The following is a 19,738-nucleotide window of genomic DNA, read 5'->3' on the forward strand; positions in this document are numbered from 1 at the left end:
ATTATCTAACGCCCCTGCCGCCGGCAAACCCCCGTCGAACCGGGGGTTTGCCCGCCTTTTTCACGGTCTTCCTGCGTTCACGGGGGCGGCGAAACGGGCGCCGCCGGTCCGGCCGGGGGCGCCTCGGCCGGCAGCCCGCGCAGACGCCGCTGCAGCCGCCGCACGCGGTGCTCGAAGTCGTCCACCCCCGTGAACACGGCGGGAATCACCAGCAGGCTGAGCACCGTGGACGTGATGAGCCCGCCAATCACCGCCACCGCCATGGGCGAGCGGAAGCTCATGTCCGCGCCGCCCCAGGCCAGAGCGATGGGCAGCATGCCGGCGCCCATGGCCAGCGTGGTCATGATGATGGGCCGGGCCCGCTTGTGGCAGGCGTCCAGCAACGCCTCCATGCGCGTCATGCCATGGTCGCGGCGCGCCACGATGGCGTATTCCACCAGCAGGATGGAGTTCTTGGTGGCGATGCCCATGAGCATGATGAGCCCGATGAGCGAGGGCATGGAGAAGCTCTTGCCCGCGATGAGCAGCCCCACGAAGGCCCCGCCCAGCGACAGCGGCAGCGCCACCAGGATGGTCACCGGCTGCAGGAAGTCCTTGAACAGCAGCACCAGCACGATGTAGATGCACAGCACGCCCGTCAGCATGGCCAGGCCGAAGCTGGCGAACAGCTCGCCCATCATCTCGGCGTCGCCCACGTCGATCTTGCGCACGCTGGGCGGCAGCGACTGGATGGCCGGCAGCGCGTTGATGGCCTCGGCCACCTCGCCCAGGCCGCGCTCGCCCAGCTCGATCTCGAACTGCACGTTGCGCGCGCGGTCGTAGCGGCTGATGACGGCCGGGCCGCCCGCCAGCTCCAGCGTGGCGACCTCGCCCAGGCGCACCGGGCCGCGGGCGCCCGGCACCGTCAGGCGCTCGAGCACCGACAGGTCGGTGCGGTCCCCGTCGCCCAGGCGCACGACGATGGGCACCTGCCGCTGCGCCAGGTTGAGCTTGGGCAGGTTCTGCTCGTAGTCGCCCAGCGTGGCCACGCGCAGGGTCTCGGCGATGTCGTTGCTGGTCACGCCCAGGTCGGCGGCGCGCGCGAAGTCCGGGCGCACCGCGATCTCGGGCCGCACCAGGCTGGCGTTGGAACCCACGTTGCCAATGCCGGGGATGGTGCGCAAGTCGCGCTCCACCGCACGGGCGGCGGCGGACAGGGCCTGCGGGTCCTCGCTGGCCAGGGCCAGCACGTACTTGTCGTTGGAGCCGCCCAGACCCACCTTCACGCGCACGCCCGGCAGGTCGGCCAGCGCCGCGCGCAGGCGGGTTTCAATGTGCTGCTTGAGCGGCCGCGTGCCGCGCGGCGCCATGCGCAGCGTGAGCGTGGCGCGCCGCGGGTCGGCCGCGGAGCCCCCGGCAAACGGGTCGGCCCCCGCCGCCCCGCCGCCGATGGCGGTGTAGATGCTGTCGATGTGGCCCACCGTCAGGATGCGCTCGCTGGCCTGCGCCACGGCCAGGCGGGTGTCCGCCAGCACGCTGCCGGGCGGCAGCTCCAGCGTGACCTGCGTCTGTGCGTTGTCGTCCGGCGGGATGAAGCCCGAGGGCAGCAGCGGAATCAGCGCCAGCGAGCCGATGAAGAACACCAGCGCGCCCAGCAGCGTCATGGCGCGGTGGCGCAGGCACCAGCCGGCGGCGCGCATGTACAGCGCCAGCCAGCGCGGCTCCTTCTCCTGCGCCACCATGGGCTTGAGGATGTAGGCCGCCATCATGGGCGTGAGCAGCCGCGCCACGACCAGCGAGGCAAACACCGCCAGTGCCGCCGTCCAGCCGAACTGCTTGAAGAACCGCCCCGGAATGCCGGCCATGAAGGCCGTGGGCAGGAACACCGCGATCAGCGTGAACGTGGTGGCGATCACCGCGAGGCCGATCTCGTCGGCCGCCTCCATCGCTGCCTGGTACGGGCTTTTGCCCATGCGCAGGTGGCGCACGATGTTCTCCACCTCGACGATGGCGTCGTCCACCAGAATGCCCACCACCAGCGACAGCGCCAGCAGCGTGATGATGTTGATGGAAAAGCCCAGGTAGTGCATGCCGATGAAGGCCGGGATCACCGACAGCGGCAGCGCCACCGCCGACACGATGGTGGCGCGCCAGTCGCGCAGGAACAGCCACACCACCACCACCGCGAGGATGGCGCCCTCGTACAGCAGGTGCATGGAGCTGTCGTACTCGTCCTGCGCGATGTCCACGAAGTCCACCGTGCGCTGGAGCGTGAGGTGCGGGAAGTCGGCTTTGAGCTGATCGAGCGCGCGTTGCACGCCCGCGCCCACCTCCACTTCGCTGGCGCCCCGGCTGCGCGAGACCTCGAAGCCGATCACCGACTTGCCGTCCAGCAGCGCGGCCGCGCGCGGCTCGGCCACGGTGTCGGTCACGGTGGCGATCTGGTCCAGGCGCACCGACTGCCCGTTGGGCAGCGGCACCTGCAGCGCGCCGATCTCGTCCGCCGTCTGCACGGTGGCGATGGTGCGCACCGGCTGCTCGGCCCCGCCCAGGTCCACGCGGCCGCCCGCGCTTTCCATCTGCACCAGCCGCAGGCGGCGCGACACGTCGGCCGCCGTCACCTGCAGGGCCTGCATGCGCGCTGCGTCCAGCGCCACGCGCACCTCGCGGGTGACGCCGCCCACGCGGGTGACACCGCCCACGCCCGGCACCGCCAGCAGGCGGCGGGTGAGGGTGTCGTCAATGAACCAGGACAGCGCCTCGTCGTCCCACTGCGCCGAACCCACGGCGTAGGCCTGGATGGGCTGGGCCGACAGCTCCAGCTTGGCCACGATGGGGTCGCGCACGTCGGCCGGCAGGTCGGCGCGCACGCGCGAAACGGCCGAGCGCACGTCGTCCACGGCCTCCTGCACGGGCTTTTCCAGCCGGAACTCGGTGGCAATGGTGGCCGAGCCGTCCACCAGCGTGCTGGTGATGTGCTTGACCCCCTGGATGGTGGCGATCGCGTTCTCGATCTTGCGGGCCACATCGCTTTCCAGCTGCCCCGGCGCGGCCCCGGGCAGCGCCGCGGTGACCACGACCACCGGCAGGTCCATGTCCGGGAAGTTCTGCACCTTCATGGCGCGGAATGACATCAGCCCCGCGAGCGTGAGCAGCACGAAGAGCATTGCCGCCGGAATCGGGTTCCGGATCGACCAGGCGGAAAGATTCATCGCTGCGCTCCTTATTTGCTAGCTGCTTGCGCAGGTGGGACGGGCGCTGGAGGCTGTTTTTGTGCATTTCCTGCAGGCGCGGTCACGCGCACCAGGTCGCCATCGTTGAGGAAGGCCCCGCCGCGCTCGACGATGGTGGCGGCGGCGCGCAGGCCCTCCAGCACCTCCACACGGTCCTTCAGGCGCTGGCCGGTCTGCACGCGGCGCATGGCCACGCGGCCGCCCTCGCCCAGCTCGAAGACGTAGCTGAAACCGTCGCGCACCACGATGGCGGACTGCGGCACGGTGAGCGCGTCGTGCGTGCCCAGCACGAACTCCCCGCGGGCGAACATCCCTGCACGCAAATCCGGGTGGGACGGCAGGTCCACATAGACGATGCCGTTGCGCGTCTGCGGGTCCACCGTCGGCGCCAGCATGCGCACTTTGCCCTCCACGGCGGCGCCGCCGGCGGCCGTGATCTGCGCCTGGCTGCCGGGGCGGATGCGCGCCAGGTCGTTGGACGTGACCTCGGCACGCCACTCCAGCCGGCCCTTGCGCACCATGCGGAACAGCTCGGTGCCCGCGCCGACCACGCCGCCCACGGTGGCGCTGCGCGCCGAGATCACGCCGCTGTCGGGCGCGACCACCTGGGTGTATTTCAGCCGCAGCTGCTGCGCGCGCAGGCTGGCCTGGGCGGCCTCCACGCGGGCCTGGGCGGTCTTCTCCGCCGTGGTGTATTGCTGGATCTGCTGCTGGCTCAGCGCGCCCGTGGCCTGCAGCGAGCGGGCCCGTTCGGCGTTGGCCGCCGCCTCGGCCGCGCTGGCCTGGGCCTCCAGCAGGCTGGCACGGGCCTGGGCCACCTCGGCCTGCACGGTGTCGGCGGCAAACGTGGCCAGCACCTGCCCGGCCTTGACCACATCGCCCACGTTCACCCGCACCTCCGTGAGGCGCAGCCCGTTGCTCTCGGAGCCGATGATGGCCTCCTGCCAGGCCGCAATGCTGCCGTTGGCGGCCAGGCGCACGGGCACCTGGCTGGCCTGCGGCACGGTGGTCGTCACCGCGAGCGCCGGCCGGGGCTGGGCCGCTGCCTTGGGCTCATCGGCCGCACGCGATGCGCCGGCGTACAGCAGGGCACCGCCCGTGGCCAGCACGCAGACCGCGATCACGGCGAAGGCGGCGGGAGAGAACTTGAAGGAGAAGGAAGCATGTTGCATGGGCATTCGTCCTGAAGAATTCATATCAGCGGTGCAGGGTGCAGCGCGTTGCTCACAGCGTTTGAAACGGGCGGCTCAAAGGAAGGCGCCGAAGGCGACTCAGGGGGGCGATTCATAGCCTCCATCCCCCGCCCGCTGCCCGGTACAGCGCGACCCAGGCCAGTTGGCGCTCGTGCTGCAGCGCGACCAGGGTGTTCTCGGCCGCCAGCGCGGCGCGGCGCGCGTCTTCCAGCTCCACCAGGCTGGCCAGGCCGCCGCGCCAGCGCGCCTCGGTGGCGGCGAAGGATGCGCGGTAGCCCTCGGCGGCGGTGCGCGCGCTGATGCTGCGCTCGGCCGTGCTCTGCAGCCGCACCAGCGCCTGCTCCACCTCGCTCACCGCCTGGCGCACCTTGGCGCGGTACAGCGCCACGGACTCGTCGTAGCGGGCCTGCGCCGCATCCACCTGCGCGCCGCGCCGGCCGGCATCGAACAGCGGCACGCTCAGCGCCAGCGGGCCGATGCTCCAGGTGGTCAGGTCGGTGGTGGCTCCGCCGGTGCGCACCCAGCCCGCGCCCACGGAGCCGCTGAGCGACAGCCGCGGGTAGCGCTGGGCCTGCGCGCTGCCCACGTCGGCGCTGGCGGCGGCCACTTCGCGCTCGGCGTTGTACACGTCCGGGCGCTGCGCCAGCACCTGGGCGGGCAGCGTCTCGATGGCAAAGAGGGTGTCCGGCGCCGCCGGCACGGGCGCGGCCAGGCGTGCGCGCAGCGCGGCCTCGTCCCAGGCCGTGAGCGCCACCAGGGTCTTGGTGTCCACATCGCACTGCATGCGCTGCTGGGCCACGCGGTTGTCCGCCTCGGCCGCACTGGCGCGCGCCAGCGCGGCGGTGGCGGGCGCGGTGAAGCCGGCGCGTTCGCTCAGCCCGGTCAGGCGGAAGGTCTCGCTGCGCGACTGTGCATCGCGTTCGGCCACGCCCAGCTGCGCCAGGCAGGTGCGCAGGCTGCTGAGCTGCTGCGCCACCTCGGCGGCCACGCTCACGCGGGCTTCGTGCCACAGCGCCTGGGCGCCGGCCAGGCGCTCGTCGGCGGCCGCCTTGGCGGCGCGGTTGGCGCCGAACAGGTCGATCTCCCAGCTGGCCTGCAGCCCCACCTGCCCAGTGGTGGCGATGCGCGCCAGTTGGTCATTGAAGCCCCGGCTGGCGTTGGCCTGCCCGTCCAGCGCCGGCAGCAGGGCGGCGCGGCTGGCCACCTGTGTGGCACGGGCCTGCGCGAGGCGCGACTGCGCCTGTGCCACGCTGGGGCTGACCGCCTGCGCGGCGTCGATCAGGTCCACCAGCAGCGGGTCGCCCAGCTGCGTCCACCAGCGCGACAGCTCGCCCAGCGAGCCCTGGTGGGGCAAGGGCGCCTGCCATGCCGCAGGCGCGGGCGCCTCCACCCGGGCGGGGGGCGCGGTGACGGCACAGGCGCCCAGCGCCAGGGGCAGGCCGGCGGCCCAGAGAAGTCGCGGGCTCTTGAACCAGAAATTCATGCGTTGGATTCCTTGTGGGAAGGCTTGGCGCTACCGCGCGCGGGGCGGGCAGGCGACGGTTGCTGCGATGCGGTTTGGCGCCGGGCCATCTCGCCCTGCACCATGCTGAGCGCATAGCCGGTGAAGCGCTCCACCCAGGCATCCACCGCGTCCGAGCCGGCCAGTTGCGGCGCAATGGCCTGCAGCGGATCGCGCTGCGTCCACAGCTGCATCACGAACCCGGCCAGCGAGAACGCGAGCTGATGGATGCCGTCGTCGGCCTCGGGCACGCCCATGTGGCGGCACAGCACCCGGACCAGCGCCAGGTGCGGGGCCCGGCACTCGCGCTCGATGAGTTCGGGCCAGACGTGGGTGGGGTCCAGGAGCTCGCGCACATGCAGGCGCAGCGACTGGGTCACCAGGTCGTCGTGCTTGAGCGGCTCCAGGAACCCGGTGAAGTAGCGCTGCAGCGCCTGCGGCAGCGACAGGGACGGCTCGGCAAACACCGGAATGAGGTCGCTGCCGCTGCCAAAGGGCTCATAGAACGTGGCGGTGTACAGCCGGGCCTTGTCGCCAAAGTGGTAGGCGATGGCCGCCACGTTGGTGCCGGCCGCCTCGGCAATGGCGCGCACCGAGGTCTGCGCGAAGCCGCGCTCGGAAAACAGCTGCAGGGCCGCGCGCAGCAGGCGCAGGCGTGTGTCCTCGCCGTCGCTGCGGGCGGTGCGCTGGGCTGCGGGAATGAAATGGGCGCCAAAACTCATGGCCCCGCATTACACACCAGAATTCAAACAGGTGTTTGAATTAGCCCGGCAGGCGCCGGGGAATCGGGTGGAAAAATGCAACCAAACGTGAACTATCTCACGCAAAGACCGCGTGCCAGAGCGCCAGCACCGCGTCGCGCTCGGCCTGCAGGGCCGGCGGCGCGACCTGCGTGGGCGCCTCGTCCAGCCGGGCCACGTGCTGCACCCGCCGCAGCTCGCGGTAGGCATCGGCGGCCGCCATGCCCACGCCCGACGGCAGCAGCCCCACCTGCTCGGCCCGTTGCAGCAGCGCAATGTTGCCCACGTTGCCCCGCAGTTCCGGGTGGGCCGCCGACTGCGACAGCACCAGGTACTGCACGGCGAACTCGGCGTCCACCATGCCGCCGGGGCTGTGCTTCACGTCAAACTGCCCGTCCCGCGTGGGATGGGCCGAGCGCACGCGCTCGCGCATGGCCACGATCTCCTCGCGCAGGGCGACCGGGTCGCGCTCGGAGGTGATGACGGCTTCGCGCACGGCGTCAAAGCGCGCCTGCAACGCCTCGCTGCCCATCACGAAGCGCGCCCGCGTCATGGCTTGGTGCTCCCAGGTCCAGGCCGTGTTGCTGCCCCGGCGCTGCTGGTAGTTGGCATAGGCTTCGAAGCTGGTGACCAGCAGCCCCGAGCTGCCGTTGGGCCGCAGCGCCGTGTCGATCTCGTACAAATCGCCCTCGCCCGTCTTCACCGTGAGCCAGTTGATGAGCTTGCGCACGAAGGCGGCATAGACCTCAGGGGCGCGCTCGTCGTCGTCGTCGAACACGAAAACGATGTCCAGGTCGCTGCCGTAGCCCAGCTCTTTGCCGCCCAGCTTGCCGTAGCCAATGATGGCGAACTGGGGGCTCTCCCGGTGGCGGTTGCGCAGGCGGTTCCAGCACCACTGCGCGGTCACGCGCAGCACGCTGTCGGCCAGGGCCGAGAGGTCGTCGGCCACCTGCTCGACGGTGATGCGCCGCTCCACGTCGCGGGCCAGCGTGCGGAAGGTCTCCGCGTGCTGGGCGCGGCGCAGCAGGTTGAGCAGGGTTTCGTCGTCGTCTTCGCCGGTGGACTGGAGCGAGGCCAGGCGCACGGCCAGCTCGCGCTCGAAGTCGGCCACCACAAAGCGTTCGGCCAGCAGCGAGTCGCCCACAAGCTCGTCAATCACGCCCGGGTGCTGCAGCAGGTAGCGGGCCGGCCATTTGGCGGCGCCCAGCAGGTGCAGCAGCTGTTCATGCACGGAGGGGCGCTCCAGCAGCAGGGCCAGGTAGCTCTCGCGGCGCAGCAGCGGCTCCAGCCAGTTGGCCAGGCGCAGCGCCGCCTCCGGGGTGACGCGGCCCTCCTTGAGCCACTGGGCGGTGCGCTGCACCAGCCGGAACAGGCGCGCGCGGGCCTCGTCGCGCAGCCCGGCCACGCGGGGGTGATCGCGCCACTCGGCCACGCGCTCGCGGAACCCCGGCGGCAGCTGCTCCAGCAGCGCATCCAGCTCGGGCGGCGGCGGGGGCGCCGCGGCGCGCGGGCCGCCGCAGCCGTTGCCATTGCACTGCTTCTTGCCGGCGCCGCCCAGCAGCTTGTCGAACTCCTGGGCCACAAGCTCCCGGTGCGCGTCCAGCTCGTGCAGAAAGGTGCAGCAGTTGGCGTGGCCCAGGGTGTGGGCGATCCACGCCAGATCATCGTCGCGCGTGGGCAGCACGTGGGTCTGCTGGTCGTCCAGGTACTGGATGCGGTGCTCCACCTGCCGCAGGAACACATAGGCGCGGGCCAGGGCTTCGGCGGTTTCCTGCGGCATCAGGCCGGCCTGGGCCAGGCGGGGCAGCGCGTCCAGCGTGGGCCGGCGGCGCAGTTCGGGGAACTGCCCGCCGCGCACCACCTGCAGCAGCTGCACCGTGAACTCGATCTCGCGGATGCCCCCGCGCGAGAGCTTCACGTCATTGGCGCGCTCGGGGTGGCCGGCGCTGCGCCGGGCCGCGTGGTCGCGGATCTGCCGGTGCAGGGAGCGCAGGGCCTCGAACACGCTGTAGTCCAGGTACCGGCGGAACACGAACGGCAGCACCACGCCGCGCAGCGCCTGCACTTCGGGGCGGGCCACGCAGTCGCGCGGCGCCACCACGCGGCTCTTGAGCCAGGCAAAGCGCTCCCATTCACGGCCGTGCAGCTGCAGGTACTCCTCCAGCGCCGACAGCGAGACCGCGGGCGGGCCGGAGTTGCCGTTGGGGCGCAGCGCCAGGTCCACGCGGAACACGAACCCGTGCTCGGTGGTGTCCCCCACCAGGCTGTAGATGGCCTTGACCGCGCGGGCGAAGTACTCGTGGTTGGAGATGCGCCCGCGCCCCTCGGGGGTGCCGGCGGTCTCGCCGTCGTGCTCGTACACGTAGATGAGGTCGATGTCGCTGGAGACGTTGAGCTCGCGCGCGCCCAGCTTGCCCATGCCGATGATCCACAGCTGCACGGGCTGGCCCTCGGGCCCGCGCGGCGCGCCGTGGCGCTCGTCAAGCTCCTGGCGGGCCTGCTGGCAGGCCTTGTCCAGTGCCAGTTCCGCCAGCTCGGTGACCGCACGCGTGATGTCGGCCAGCGGGGCCCGGGCCTCGCAATCGAGCTGGATGAGGCGTTCCATGACCAGCTGCCGCAGGACGCGCAGCGCCGTGCCCGTGTCGCACCCGCGGGCGCGCAGGGCTTCGTAGGCCGCGTCCATCGTGGCCCAGACGGGCGCGCCCGGGGGCAGCAGCGGCAGGTCGTCCGCGTAGCGCCGGTGCAGCCGCTGGTAGAAGCGCGAATGCGCGGCGCCCGCGACAAACGGCACGGAAGGGTTGCAGGGAGAGTCAGCGCGCGAGGAGGACATGGCTCTCGAATCGGGGTGCCGCAAAAGACATTGGACGGGGTCCGAGAACCCCGCTTGGGTGTGAACCCGCGCCGGGGCCGCGGGTCATAATTCCTGCCACATTCAATCCCACCATGATCGTTCCCACCACGCACCCCACTCGCCTGCTGAAATTCGTGGCAGGTCTTGCGCGGTGGTCACTGGGCTTGCTGCTGGCCTTCTGGCTGCTGCTGACCATCGCCTGGGGGGCCTTACACGGCTGGATTGTGCCGCGAATCGGTGATTTCCGCCCGCAGCTGGAGGCCCAGGCCGCACGGGCCCTGGGGATTCCCGTGCGCATTGGCGCCATTGCCGCCCACACCGAGGGGTTGATCCCGTCCATCGAGCTCTCGGATGTGGCGCTGCTGGACGCCGCAGGCCGGGCGGCGCTGCACCTGCCGCGCGTGGTGGTGGCGCTGTCGCCGCGCTCGCTGCTCAAGGGCGGTTTCGAGCAGCTCTATATCGAGGAGCCTGAGCTGGACGTGCGCCGCACGCCCGATGGCCGCATCGAGGTGGCGGGCATTGCGCTGTCCGCGCAGCCGGGCGAGGACAGCGCCGCCGCCGACTGGCTGTTCTCGCAAGGGGAGGTCTTCATCCGGGGCGGCACGGTGCGCTGGACCGACGAGCAGCGGGGCGCTCCTGAACTGGCCCTGCAGAAGGTGGACCTGCTGCTGCGCAATGGCAACTGGCACCACCACCTGCGGCTGGACGCCACGCCGCCCCCCGCCTGGGGCGACCGGTTCACCGTGGTCGGCCTGTTCCGCGCGCCCCTGCTGCGCGCGCGCGATGGCAACTGGAAGCACTGGAGCGGGCAGGTGTTTGCCCACTTCACGCGCGTGGACGTTTCGCAGCTTCGCCACTACGCCGACCTGGGGGTGCAGGTGGCCCAGGGGCGGGGCGCGCTGCGGGCCTGGGCCGACGTGCAGCGCGGCCAGGTGGTCGGCGGCACGGCCGATCTGGCCCTGGCCGACGTCAACGCCACCCTGGGGCCGGAATTGCAGGCGCTGGTGCTGCCCACCATCCAGGGCCGGCTGGGCGGGCGCAAGCTCAACGGCGGCTTTGAATTCTCGACCCAGGCCCTGCAGTTCGAGACCGACGACGGCCTGCGTTGGCCGGGCGGCAACGCCCGTCTCGTGTACACCGCGGCCACCGGCAAGACGCCCGCGCAGGGAGAGTTCCGGGCCGACCGGCTGGACCTGGCAGCGTTGGCCCAGGTGGCCAGCCGCCTTCCCCTGGGCCCCACGGCCCATGGCGCGTTGCGCACCTATGCGCCCGAGGGCCTGGTCGACGAGATCCAGGCCACCTGGAAAGGCCCGCTGGATGCGCTGCAGCAGTACCAGTTGCGCGGCCGCATCCGCGGCCTGGCGCTGGCGGGCGATGCCCCGGGGCGCACGCTCACGCAGCTGGGCCTGCGCGGCGCCACGGTGGATGTGGACATGACGCAGGCCGGCGGCAAGGCGGCGCTGTCCATCGCCTCCGGCGCCTTGGTGCTGCCCGGGGTGTTTGAAGACCCGGTGCTGCCCCTGGACCGGCTCAGCGCCGACGTGCGCTGGCAGATCGACGGCGACCGCGTTGCCGTCCAGGCCAACGACGTGCAGTTCGCCAACGCCGACGCCCAGGGCGAGGCGCGTGCCTCCTGGCACACCAGCGATGCCGCCAAGGTGGCCCACCGCTCGCGCTTTCCGGGCGTGCTGGACCTGAGCGGCACGCTGCACCGCGCCGACGGCACCCGCGTCCACCGCTACCTGCCGTTGTCGATCCCCGCGGAGTCGCGCCACTACGTGCGCGACGCGGTGGTGGCCGGCTCGGCCAGCAACGTGCAGTTCCGGGTCAAGGGCGACCTGCACCACCTGCCGTTCGACGACCCCAAGCAGGGCGAATTCCGCATCGCCGCGCGGGTCAAGGACGTGACCTACGCCTACGTTCCCACGGCCCTGCAGCCGCCCAACACCCTGCCCTGGCCGGCACTCACGGGGCTGTCGGGCGAGCTGATCTTTGACCGGTCCTCGATGCAGGTGCGCGGCGCCAGCGGGGGCTTTGCGGGGCGCCCCGGCCTGCGGCTGTCCAAGGTGGACGCCAAGATTCCCGACCTGGCCCACACAGTGGTCAGCGTCAGCGCCGACGCGCGCGGGCCGCTGCCCGAGCTGCTGGCCCTGATGAATACATCACCTCTTGGGCGGATGACCGGCAACGCGCTGGAACAGGCCACCGGCGCGGGGCCCGCGGACTTCCAGCTTCGGCTGACCCTGCCCATCAGCGAGATCCACAAGTCCAAGGTCCAGGGCAGCGTGGCCCTGGCCGGGAACGAGCTGCGCATCACGCCGGAAGCCCCGACGCTCAGCCGCGTGCGCGGAACGGTGAACTTCACCGAGGCGGGCTTTTCCCTGCAGTCGGTGCAGGCCCAGGCCCTGGGCGGCGCCGTGCGGCTGGAAGGCGGCATGCGCGCGCTGCCGCCCAACGCCCCCGCCACCGAGTCGGCCGTGCAGCTGCGCGCGCAGGGCACGGCCACGGCCGAAGGGCTGCAGCAGGCCCCGCAACTGGGCGTGCTCTCGCAGCTGGCGCGCCGGGCCACCGGCAGCACGCCGTATTCCATGGCGCTCACCTTCCGCCGCGGCCAGCCCGAAATCCAGGTCACCACGCCACTGCAGGGACTGGCCCTGGCGCTGCCTGCCCCGCTGGGCAAGGCGGCCGATGCCAGCCTGCCGCTCCGGTTTGAAACCCAGGTCGCACGGGAGTCGCTGGCGGGGCTGACGCAGCAGACGGCCCCCACGGCCGCCACGGCTGAGTCCCCGCCCCTGCGCGACCAGATCACGCTGGACCTGGGCGCGCTCGGCTCGGCCACCTATGTGCGCGAGCTGGGGGGCGCCCAGGCCCGCGTGCTGCGGGGGGCCATCGGCATCGGCCTGGCGCCCGGCGAAGCCGCCCCGATGCCGGCGCAGGGCGTGGCGGCCAACATCCAGCAGGGCCGGCTGGATGTGGACGCGTGGGAAGACGTGCTCACCCAGGCCACCAGCAGCCCGGCGGCGGCGCGCACTGCGGCGCAGGCCCCCGCCGCTGCCGCGCAGGACTACCTGCCCACCACGCTGGCCCTGCGCGCGCGCGAGCTCACCCTGCAGGGCCGCACCCTGCACAACGTTGTGGCAGGCGCGCTGCGCGAGGGCACGACCTGGCGCGCCAACCTGGACGCCACCGAGCTCAACGGCTTTGTGGAATACCGCCAGCCGGGCGGGGCCGACAACCCCAGCGGACGCCTGTTTGCGCGCCTGTCGCGGGTGAACATGCCGCAAAGCGATGTGAACCAGGTCGAGGCCCTGCTGGACGAGCAGCCGGGCGCGCTGCCGGCGCTGGACATCGTGGTGGACGATTTCGAGTTGCGCGGCAAGCGCCTGGGGCGCGTGGAGATCGAAGCCCAGAACCGCGGCGGCGACAGCGCCCAGCGCGAATGGCGCCTGAGCAAGTTCAACATCCTTGCCCCCGAAGCCAGCTTCACGGCCAGCGGCAACTGGGCCGTTCTGCAGGCGCCCACCGCCGCGGCGGTGCGCCCCACGCAGCGGCGCACGGTGCTGGGCTTCAAGCTGGAGATCCGCGACTCGGGCGAACTCCTGGGCCGCCTGGGCATGCCCAACGTGGTGCGCCGCGGCAAGGGCCGCATGGAAGGGCAGGTGGCCTGGATCGGCGCGCCGTTCAGCCCCGACTACCACACGATGACCGGGCAGATCAACCTCAACGTGGAATCGGGCCAGTTCCTCAAGGCCGACCCGGGCCTGGCGAAGCTGCTGGGCGTGCTCAGCCTGCAGTCGCTGCCCCGCCGCCTCACGCTGGACTTCCGCGATGTCTTCAGCGAAGGCTTCGCGTTCGACTTCGTGCGCGGCGACGTGCGCATCGAGCAGGGCGTGGCCACCACCAACAACCTGCAGATGAAGGGCGTCAATGCCGCCGTGCTGATGGAGGGCAGCGCCGACATCGACCACGAAACGCAGGACCTGCGCGTGGTGGTGGTGCCGGAGATCAATGCCATGACCGCCTCACTGGTGGCCACCGCCATCAACCCGGTCATCGGGCTGGGCAGCTTCCTGGCCCAGGTGTTCCTGCGCGGCCCCCTCATCGAGGCGGCCACCCAGGAGTTCCGCATCGATGGCACCTGGGCCGATCCGCGCGTGGTGCGCGTGCCGCGCCGCAACCGTGCGGCCGAGACCCCCGCGCCGCGCCCGGGCACCGTCAGCCCGCCCGCTTCCGGAGCCACCCCATGAAGATGAATGTCGCCGCGATCCAGATGGTGTCGAGCACCCGGCTGGAGGACAACCTGCGCGATGCGCGCGCCCTGCTGGAGGAAGCTGCCCGCGGCGGGGCCGAGCTGGCCGTGCTGCCGGAATACTTCTGCGTGATGGGCCACCAGGACACGGACAAGCTCGCCCTGCGCGAGACCCCGGGCGAGGGGCGCATCCAGCAGTTCCTGGCGCGCGCCGCCCGCGAACTGCAGCTGTGGATCGTGGGCGGCACCTTGCCTTTGCAGGCCAGCAGCCCCGAGCGTGTGCGCAACACCACGCTGGTGTTCGATCCGCGCGGCGAATGCGTGGCGCGCTACGACAAGATCCACCTGTTCTACTTTGACAATGGCCGCGAGCGGTTCCACGAAGGCCGGGTGATCGAGGCAGGCGCGGCGCCCGTGCAGTTCGACCTGCCTTCGCGCGGCGGACACCGCTGGCGCGTGGGGCTGTCGGTGTGCTACGACCTGCGCTTTCCCGAGCTGTACCGTGCGCACGCCGCCGCGGGGGCGGACCTGCTGCTGGTGCCCAGCGCCTTCACGCACACCACCGGCCAGGCGCATTGGGAGGTGCTGCTGCGCGCCCGGGCCGTGGAGAACCTGGCTTACGTGCTGGCGCCCGCGCAGGGCGGCACCCACGAGAACGGACGCCGCACCTGGGGCCACAGCATGCTGGTGGACCCCTGGGGCGGCGTGCTGGCGCAGCGCCCGCAGGGCGCCGGCGTGGTGCCGGGGGTGCTGGACCCTGAACGCCTGCGCGACGTGCGCCTGCAGCTGCCGGCCTTGTCGCACCGCGTGCTGTGACGTCAAGAGCCCCCCGAAGAAGAAAAGCCCTGTGCCCCGGATGAAATCCCGGATCAAGTCCCACCTGAACGCCCTGGCCCGGCGCTGGCGCGGCGCCTGGCGGCGCTGGTCGCTGTGGACCGCGCTGGTGGTGCTGGTGGCGGCCATGCTGAGCACCCTGGTCTGGCTGGCCGGACGCTACGAGGCCAGCCAGGTGCAGTCCCGCCTGGAGCGGGACACCGCCGACGCGGTGGCCGACATCCGGGCGGCGCTGACCCGCAACCTGCAAAGCCTGCAGGCCCTGCACGCCGGCGACCCCGGCCAGCTGGCCTGGGAGGTGGACGCCGCCGAGCTGCTGCGCAACCGCCGCGAGCTGGTGCGCATCGAGTGGCGGGACGCCGACCTGCGGGTGCGCACCCATGCCCAGTCGCCCTACCGCCCGGTGGCCTGGGAGGTGCGGCTGCGCGAAGGCTCCCAGTCGGACGCTGCCATCGCCTGCGCCACGGCGCGCCGCCTGAGCAGCCCGGCCTATTCCAGCAGCTATTTCCAGCCGCACGGCGACGGCCTGGGCTCCGAAATGATGGAGCTGTGCATGCCGCTCACGGCGAAGGGGCGCATCACCGGGTTCCTGGTGGCCACGTACTCCTTGCACGACGTGCTGACCAACCTGGTGGCCCACAACCTCACGCGCCGCCAGGAGGCCTCGTTCACCGAGCCGGACGGCACCCGGCTCGCGGCGCTGGGCGCCGCGCGGCGCGGCTCGCGCATGTTCACGGCGCAGCACCTGCTGGACCTGCCCGGGACCACGCTGGTGCTGCGCATGGACAGCTGGCACAGCGCGCCCAGCCTTTTCCCCAACGTGCTCACGGCGCTGGTCACGGCCATGTCGATTGCCCTGGTCACGGTGATGGTGGTGCTGGTGCGCGACAACCGCCGGCGCCTGCGCGCCGAGCGCGACCTGGCCGATGCGCTGGCCTTCCGCAAGGCGATGGAGGATTCGCTGGTCACCGGCCTGCGCGCGCGCGACCTGCAGGGGCGCATCACCTACGTCAACCCGGCGTTTTGCGCCATGGTGGGGTTCAGCGCGCAGGAGCTGCTGGGCCAGAGCGCCAACGCGCCCTACTGGCCCCCCGAGCGGGTGGAGGAGTACCGCCAGCGGCAGGCCATCCGGTTCGCAGGCACCATCCCGCCGCGCGAGGGCTTCGAGTCGGAGTTCATGCGCAAGGACGGCACGCGCTTTCCCGTGCTCATCATCGAAGCCCCGCTCATCAACGCCCAGGGCCAGCACACCGGCTGGATGAGCGCGTTCCTCGACATCAGCGAACAGCGGCGCGTGGAAGAGCTTTCGCGGGCCTCGCAAGAGCGCCTGCAGGCCACCGCCCGCCTGGCCACGGTGGGCGAGATGGCCTCGCTGCTGAGCCATGAGCTCAACCAGCCGCTGGCGGCCATCTCCAGCTACGCCACGGGCTCCATCAACCTGCTGGAGGCCCCGCCGGCGGAGCCCGCCGGCCCCGCGAGCCCCGCGCAGGCCGAGCAACTGCGGGACCTGCGCATGGCCTTGCAGCACATCGCGCGCCAGGCCGAGCGCGCCGGCAAGGTGATCAAGAGCGTGCACGACTTCGTGCGCCGCCGCGACCAGGCCCGCGAGTCCGTGCCCGCCCAGCAGCTGCTCGACGCCATCCTGCCCCTGGTGATCCTGCAGGCGCGCAAGCTGGGCGTGCGGGTGCACACTCAGGTGGAGCCCGGCCTTCCCCCCGTGTGGTGCGACCGCACGATGGTCGAGCAGGTGCTGCTGAACCTGGCGCGCAACGCCATGCAGGCCATGGACGACCCGGCCCTGCCCGCGCGGGTGCTGACCCTGCGGGTGCGGCACGCCGCGTCCAACCAGCACTCGGCCTGGGTGGAGTTCTCGGTGACCGACGTGGGCAGCGGCATTCCGCCCGAGGTGGCCGAGCGGTTGTTCACCCCCTTCTTCACCACCCGCCGCGAGGGCATGGGCCTGGGGCTGAGCATGTGCCGCACGGTCATCGAGCAGCACGGCGGCTACCTCGGCTTTGCCCCCCACGAGCCGCGTGGTACGGTATTCACCTTCACGCTGCCCGCGGACCCTGGGACAGCCCCCTGAAGCGCTGCGCGGCCGGGCCGCCCTCGCCCGGGCCATGACGGTTCAAAAGGTGCGCGCAGCAGACATTGCAATGGACAATTGAGCAACCTATGGAGCCCATCACCAACGCCACCGTGTACATCGTGGACGACGACGCCAGCGTGCGCGAGGCGCTGGCCTGGCTGCTGCGCTCGCGCCGGCTGCCCAGCGAGTCGTTTGAAAGCGCCGAGGCCTTCGACGCCATGCTGCAGGCCCGCCCGCCGCAGCGCCAGCCCTGCTGCCTGCTGCTGGACGTACGCATGCCGGGCATGAGCGGGCTGGCGCTGTTCGACCTGCTGGCCGTGCGCGGCGATCTGGCCACCATGCCCGTGATCTTTCTCACCGGCCACGCTGACGTGCCCACGGCCGTGGACACCGTCAAGCGCGGTGCCTTCGATTTCTGCGAAAAGCCTTTTTCCGACAACGCGCTGGTGGACCGGGTGGAGCAGGCCCTGGCGCAATCGGCCGAGCGCCTGGCCCAGCTGCGCGAGCGCAGCGATGTCCAGATCCGCCTGGCCGAACTCACGGAGCGCGAGCGCGACGTGATGGATCTGGTGGTGGCCGGCCTGCCCAACAAGCTGATCGCCGATCAGCTGGACATCAGCGTGCGCACGGTGGAAGTGCACCGCTCGCGCGTGTTCGACAAGATGCAGGTCAAGTCCGCCGTGGAGCTGGCCAACCTGCTGCGGGCGGGCAAGCTGGAGTGATTCCTGCGAGGCGCTTCACGCCTCCCTGCCGGCCGCCCGGGGTCGCCCAGTGCCGTTGCGCGTGAGTCGCGCGCAAGCGCTTATCCCCGCGGCCGTTCCCCCACGAAAATCTCGACCCGTCGGTTGCGGGCGCGCCCATCGGAGGTGTCGTTGCTGGCGATCGGGTAGCGCGAGCCCATGCCGTCGATGGCAATGCGGCGGCTGTCCACGCCGCGCGCGGCCAGGTAGCTTCGAGTGCTGGCGGCGCGGTCCACCGACAACGGGTTGTTGATGGCGTCGCTGCCCGTGCTGTCGGTGTGGCCGACGATGCGCACCTCGGCATAGGGGTTGTCGCGCAGCCCGGCGGCAAACTGGTCGAGCACCGGCGCAAAGTTGGGCTGGATGTCCGAGCGGCCGACGGCGAACGAGATGTCGCTGGGGATGTTCAGCATGAGCCGGTTGTCCGCCGTCTGCGTGACGGCCACGCCCGTGCCCTGGGTGGCGCGCTCCATGTCGCGCTTCTGGCGCTCCATGTTCTGCGACCAGATGTAGGTGCCCAGGGCGCCCACGCCCGCGCCCACCACGGCGCCTGTGCCCGCGCTGCCGCCCGTGGCCGAGCCGATCACCGCGCCGGCCAGCGCGCCCACGCCGGCTCCGGTGGCGGTGCGCCGCTGGGTGTCGTCCATGTTGGCGCATCCGGTGGCCAGCGCCAGGACGGCCACGGCGCCAATGAGAAGGTGTTTGCGTGTATTGCGCGTGGGCAGGGGACGGGTATGCATGTGTGCTCCTTGGTATCGCGGGGACCGCCCTGCAAAAAGCAGAGCGCGGTTGCCCGCCTGCCCGTCATGATGGCATGGCGGCGGCGCCGCACCATCAGTGCCGCCGCCCATGCCGTGTAGGACGCTGCCGCAAGGCCGCGGTCCAGCCCAAGGGCGAGCGTGCGGCGGGCGTGCCCCCGCCCTCTCAAGGCCCGGGCGGCGGGCGGCGGTCCTCGCCGTCCTGCGGCGGCGGCTCGCCGCCCTTGCGTCCCGAGAACATGGTCCACCAGACGATGGCCACCAGCAGCACCAGCGCCAGCAGTGCTTCAAGCAAAATCAGCCCCATGAAATTGACACTCCTGCGCGCGGTTTGGACGGCGCTGATTGTAGGAACGCTGGCCGCGTGCTCCACCCCGCCGGCTCCCGCCCCCGCACGCCCTGGGGCCATCGGCGTGCGGCCCCCGCCCGCCAGCGCCCCCGTGCCCGGCGATACCGGCCCGCTGCCCGCGCCCATGGCGCAGCCCAAGAGCCGCTGGGTGCCCGTGCGCTGGGCCGAGCTGCCCGGCTTTGCCGACGACGCACTGCACGAGGCCTGGAACGCCTGGATCAAGAGCTGCGAGCGCCCCGTGCCGCCCTTTGCCGCGCTGTGCGGCGAGGTGCGGCAGCTGAGCATTGCCACCCCCGAGGAGCAGCGCGCCTGGCTGGTGGCGCGGCTGCAGCCCTACCGCATCGAGTCCGGCGACGGCAACCCGGAGGGCCTGCTCACCGCCTACTACGAACCCCTGCTGGACGCCGCGCGCCAGCCGGGCAACGGCTACACCGTGCCGGTGTACCGCCCGCCCGCCACCCTGGGCGCCCGCAAGCCCTGGTACACGCGCCAGCAGATCGAGACCCTGCCCGAAGCCCAGGCCGCCCTGGCGGGCCGCGCGATTGCCTGGCTGCGCGACCCGGTGGAGGCCATGGTGCTGCACATCCAGGGCTCGGGGCGGCTGCGCATTGCCGAGCCCGACGGCACGACCACGCTGGTGCGCGTGGCCTACGCGGGCACCAACGACCACCCCTACCAGAGCGTGGGCCGCTGGCTGCTGGACCAGGGCTACACCCGCGACGCCACCTGGCCCGGCATCCGCGCCTGGCTTGCGGCCAACCCGCAGCGCACCAACGAGCTGATGTGGACCAACCCGCGCTACGTGTTCTTCCGGGAGGAGGCCCTGAGCGGGCTGGACGCGGAGTTCGGCCCCCGCGGCGCCCAGGGCGTTCCGCTCACGCCCGGGCGCTCCATCGCGGTGGACCGCCAGAGCATTCCCTACGGCACGCCGGTCTGGCTGGCCTCCAGCGGGCCGCTGGTGCAGCTCAACCGCCTGGTGCTGGCGCAGGACACGGGCAGCGCCATCCTGGGCGCGGTGCGGGCGGACTTCTTCACGGGCTGGGGGCCGGAGGCGGGCGACACGGCGGGCCGGCTCAAGCAGAACCTGCGGCTGTGGGCGCTGTGGCCGAAGTGAGGCCGGGGCCGGGCGGCCCCCCGCGCTGCCCGAGGCCGTGGGCGCCATTTCTTGATGAAAATGGCCTCTAGCACTTACTGGTAAAGCGCAAACAGCTATTTAATTTAT

General features: G+C 71.8%; 12 protein-coding genes. 5 read left to right on the forward strand and 7 right to left on the reverse strand.

Going from position 1 to position 19,738, the window contains the following annotated elements; all coding sequences use genetic code 11:
• Nucleotides 1-77 precede the first annotated feature (77 nt).
• From LWW96_RS04400 to glnE, 5 genes are all read right to left on the reverse strand, one after another.
• A complete protein-coding gene (locus LWW96_RS04400; protein WP_291484458.1) occupies nt 78-3,191 on the reverse strand; it encodes an efflux RND transporter permease subunit in 3,114 nt (1,037 codons plus the stop codon).
• Nucleotides 3,192-3,202: 11 nt separating this feature from the next.
• On the reverse strand, nt 3,203-4,384 hold the full coding sequence (locus LWW96_RS04405; RefSeq protein WP_291484459.1) for an efflux RND transporter periplasmic adaptor subunit: 1,182 nt from the start codon (nt 4,382-4,384) through the stop codon (nt 3,203-3,205).
• A gap of 112 nt (nt 4,385-4,496) precedes the next feature.
• Complete coding sequence (locus LWW96_RS04410; protein WP_291484460.1) at nt 4,497-5,888, reverse strand: efflux transporter outer membrane subunit; 1,392 nt, start codon at nt 5,886-5,888, stop codon at nt 4,497-4,499.
• The gene (locus tag LWW96_RS04415) at nt 5,885-6,628 is read right to left on the reverse strand and encodes a CerR family C-terminal domain-containing protein (protein ID WP_291484461.1); all 744 of its coding nucleotides are present in this window, start codon (nt 6,626-6,628) and stop codon (nt 5,885-5,887) included. Before LWW96_RS04415 ends, LWW96_RS04410 begins: the two co-directional genes overlap by 4 nt.
• Before the next feature lie 97 nt (nt 6,629-6,725).
• Nucleotides 6,726-9,476 (reverse strand): bifunctional [glutamate--ammonia ligase]-adenylyl-L-tyrosine phosphorylase/[glutamate--ammonia-ligase] adenylyltransferase, encoded by a 2,751-nt coding sequence (glnE, locus tag LWW96_RS04420; RefSeq protein ID WP_291484462.1) that lies wholly within the window; start codon nt 9,474-9,476, stop codon nt 6,726-6,728.
• 113 nt (nt 9,477-9,589) lie between these two features.
• Between glnE and LWW96_RS04425 the strand changes: the two genes are divergently transcribed.
• The 4 genes from LWW96_RS04425 (at nt 9,590) to LWW96_RS04440 (ending at nt 17,391) form a co-directional block, all read left to right on the forward strand.
• Nucleotides 9,590-13,744 (forward strand): YhdP family protein, encoded by a 4,155-nt coding sequence (locus LWW96_RS04425; protein ID WP_291484463.1) that lies wholly within the window; start codon nt 9,590-9,592, stop codon nt 13,742-13,744.
• 2 nt (nt 13,745-13,746) lie between these two features.
• Complete coding sequence (locus LWW96_RS04430; RefSeq protein ID WP_291484534.1) at nt 13,747-14,562, forward strand: carbon-nitrogen hydrolase family protein; 816 nt, start codon at nt 13,747-13,749, stop codon at nt 14,560-14,562.
• Nucleotides 14,563-14,602: 40 nt separating this feature from the next.
• On the forward strand, nt 14,603-16,666 hold the full coding sequence (locus LWW96_RS04435; protein WP_291484464.1) for an ATP-binding protein: 2,064 nt from the start codon (nt 14,603-14,605) through the stop codon (nt 16,664-16,666).
• A gap of 89 nt (nt 16,667-16,755) precedes the next feature.
• Nucleotides 16,756-17,391 (forward strand): response regulator, encoded by a 636-nt coding sequence (locus LWW96_RS04440; RefSeq protein ID WP_291484465.1) that lies wholly within the window; start codon nt 16,756-16,758, stop codon nt 17,389-17,391.
• Nucleotides 17,392-17,471: 80 nt separating this feature from the next.
• Here LWW96_RS04440 and LWW96_RS04445 read toward each other — a convergent pair whose 3' ends face one another.
• Both LWW96_RS04445 and LWW96_RS04450 read right to left on the reverse strand, forming a co-directional pair.
• Entirely contained in the window at nt 17,472-18,149 is a 678-nt protein-coding gene (locus LWW96_RS04445) for an OmpA family protein (RefSeq protein WP_291484466.1), read from the reverse strand.
• A 184-nt stretch (nt 18,150-18,333) separates the two neighbouring features.
• Nucleotides 18,334-18,474 (reverse strand): hypothetical protein, encoded by a 141-nt coding sequence (locus LWW96_RS04450; protein WP_291484467.1) that lies wholly within the window; start codon nt 18,472-18,474, stop codon nt 18,334-18,336.
• Between LWW96_RS04450 and LWW96_RS04455 the strand changes: the two genes are divergently transcribed.
• Nucleotides 18,407-19,630, forward strand: coding sequence for an MltA domain-containing protein (locus LWW96_RS04455; protein WP_291484468.1), 1,224 nt, complete (start codon nt 18,407-18,409; stop codon nt 19,628-19,630). The two genes, LWW96_RS04450 and LWW96_RS04455, sit on opposite strands and share 68 nt — an antisense overlap.
• Nucleotides 19,631-19,738: the final 108 nt, after the last annotated feature.

This window comes from Acidovorax sp., assembly GCF_021287135.1.
In the GTDB taxonomy this organism is placed as follows: Bacteria; Pseudomonadota; Gammaproteobacteria; order Burkholderiales; family Burkholderiaceae_C; genus Acidovorax.

Bases quoted from the DNA above. Each gene is read 5' to 3' on its own strand.
- glnE (WP_291484462.1), bottom strand. From the start codon at position 9,476: ATGTCCTCCTCGCGCGCTGACTCTCCCTGCAACCCTTCCGTGCCGTTT.
- LWW96_RS04455 (WP_291484468.1), top strand. From the start codon at position 18,407: ATGGTCCACCAGACGATGGCCACCAGCAGCACCAGCGCCAGCAGTGCT.
- LWW96_RS04410 (WP_291484460.1), bottom strand. From the start codon at position 5,888: ATGAATTTCTGGTTCAAGAGCCCGCGACTTCTCTGGGCCGCCGGCCTG.
- LWW96_RS04405 (WP_291484459.1), bottom strand. From the start codon at position 4,384: ATGCAACATGCTTCCTTCTCCTTCAAGTTCTCTCCCGCCGCCTTCGCC.
- LWW96_RS04400 (WP_291484458.1), bottom strand. From the start codon at position 3,191: ATGAATCTTTCCGCCTGGTCGATCCGGAACCCGATTCCGGCGGCAATG.
- LWW96_RS04415 (WP_291484461.1), bottom strand. From the start codon at position 6,628: ATGAGTTTTGGCGCCCATTTCATTCCCGCAGCCCAGCGCACCGCCCGC.
- LWW96_RS04440 (WP_291484465.1), top strand. From the start codon at position 16,756: ATGGAGCCCATCACCAACGCCACCGTGTACATCGTGGACGACGACGCC.
- LWW96_RS04435 (WP_291484464.1), top strand. From the start codon at position 14,603: ATGAAATCCCGGATCAAGTCCCACCTGAACGCCCTGGCCCGGCGCTGG.
- LWW96_RS04445 (WP_291484466.1), bottom strand. From the start codon at position 18,149: ATGCATACCCGTCCCCTGCCCACGCGCAATACACGCAAACACCTTCTC.
- LWW96_RS04430 (WP_291484534.1), top strand. From the start codon at position 13,747: ATGAATGTCGCCGCGATCCAGATGGTGTCGAGCACCCGGCTGGAGGAC.
- LWW96_RS04425 (WP_291484463.1), top strand. From the start codon at position 9,590: ATGATCGTTCCCACCACGCACCCCACTCGCCTGCTGAAATTCGTGGCA.
- LWW96_RS04450 (WP_291484467.1), bottom strand. From the start codon at position 18,474: ATGGGGCTGATTTTGCTTGAAGCACTGCTGGCGCTGGTGCTGCTGGTG.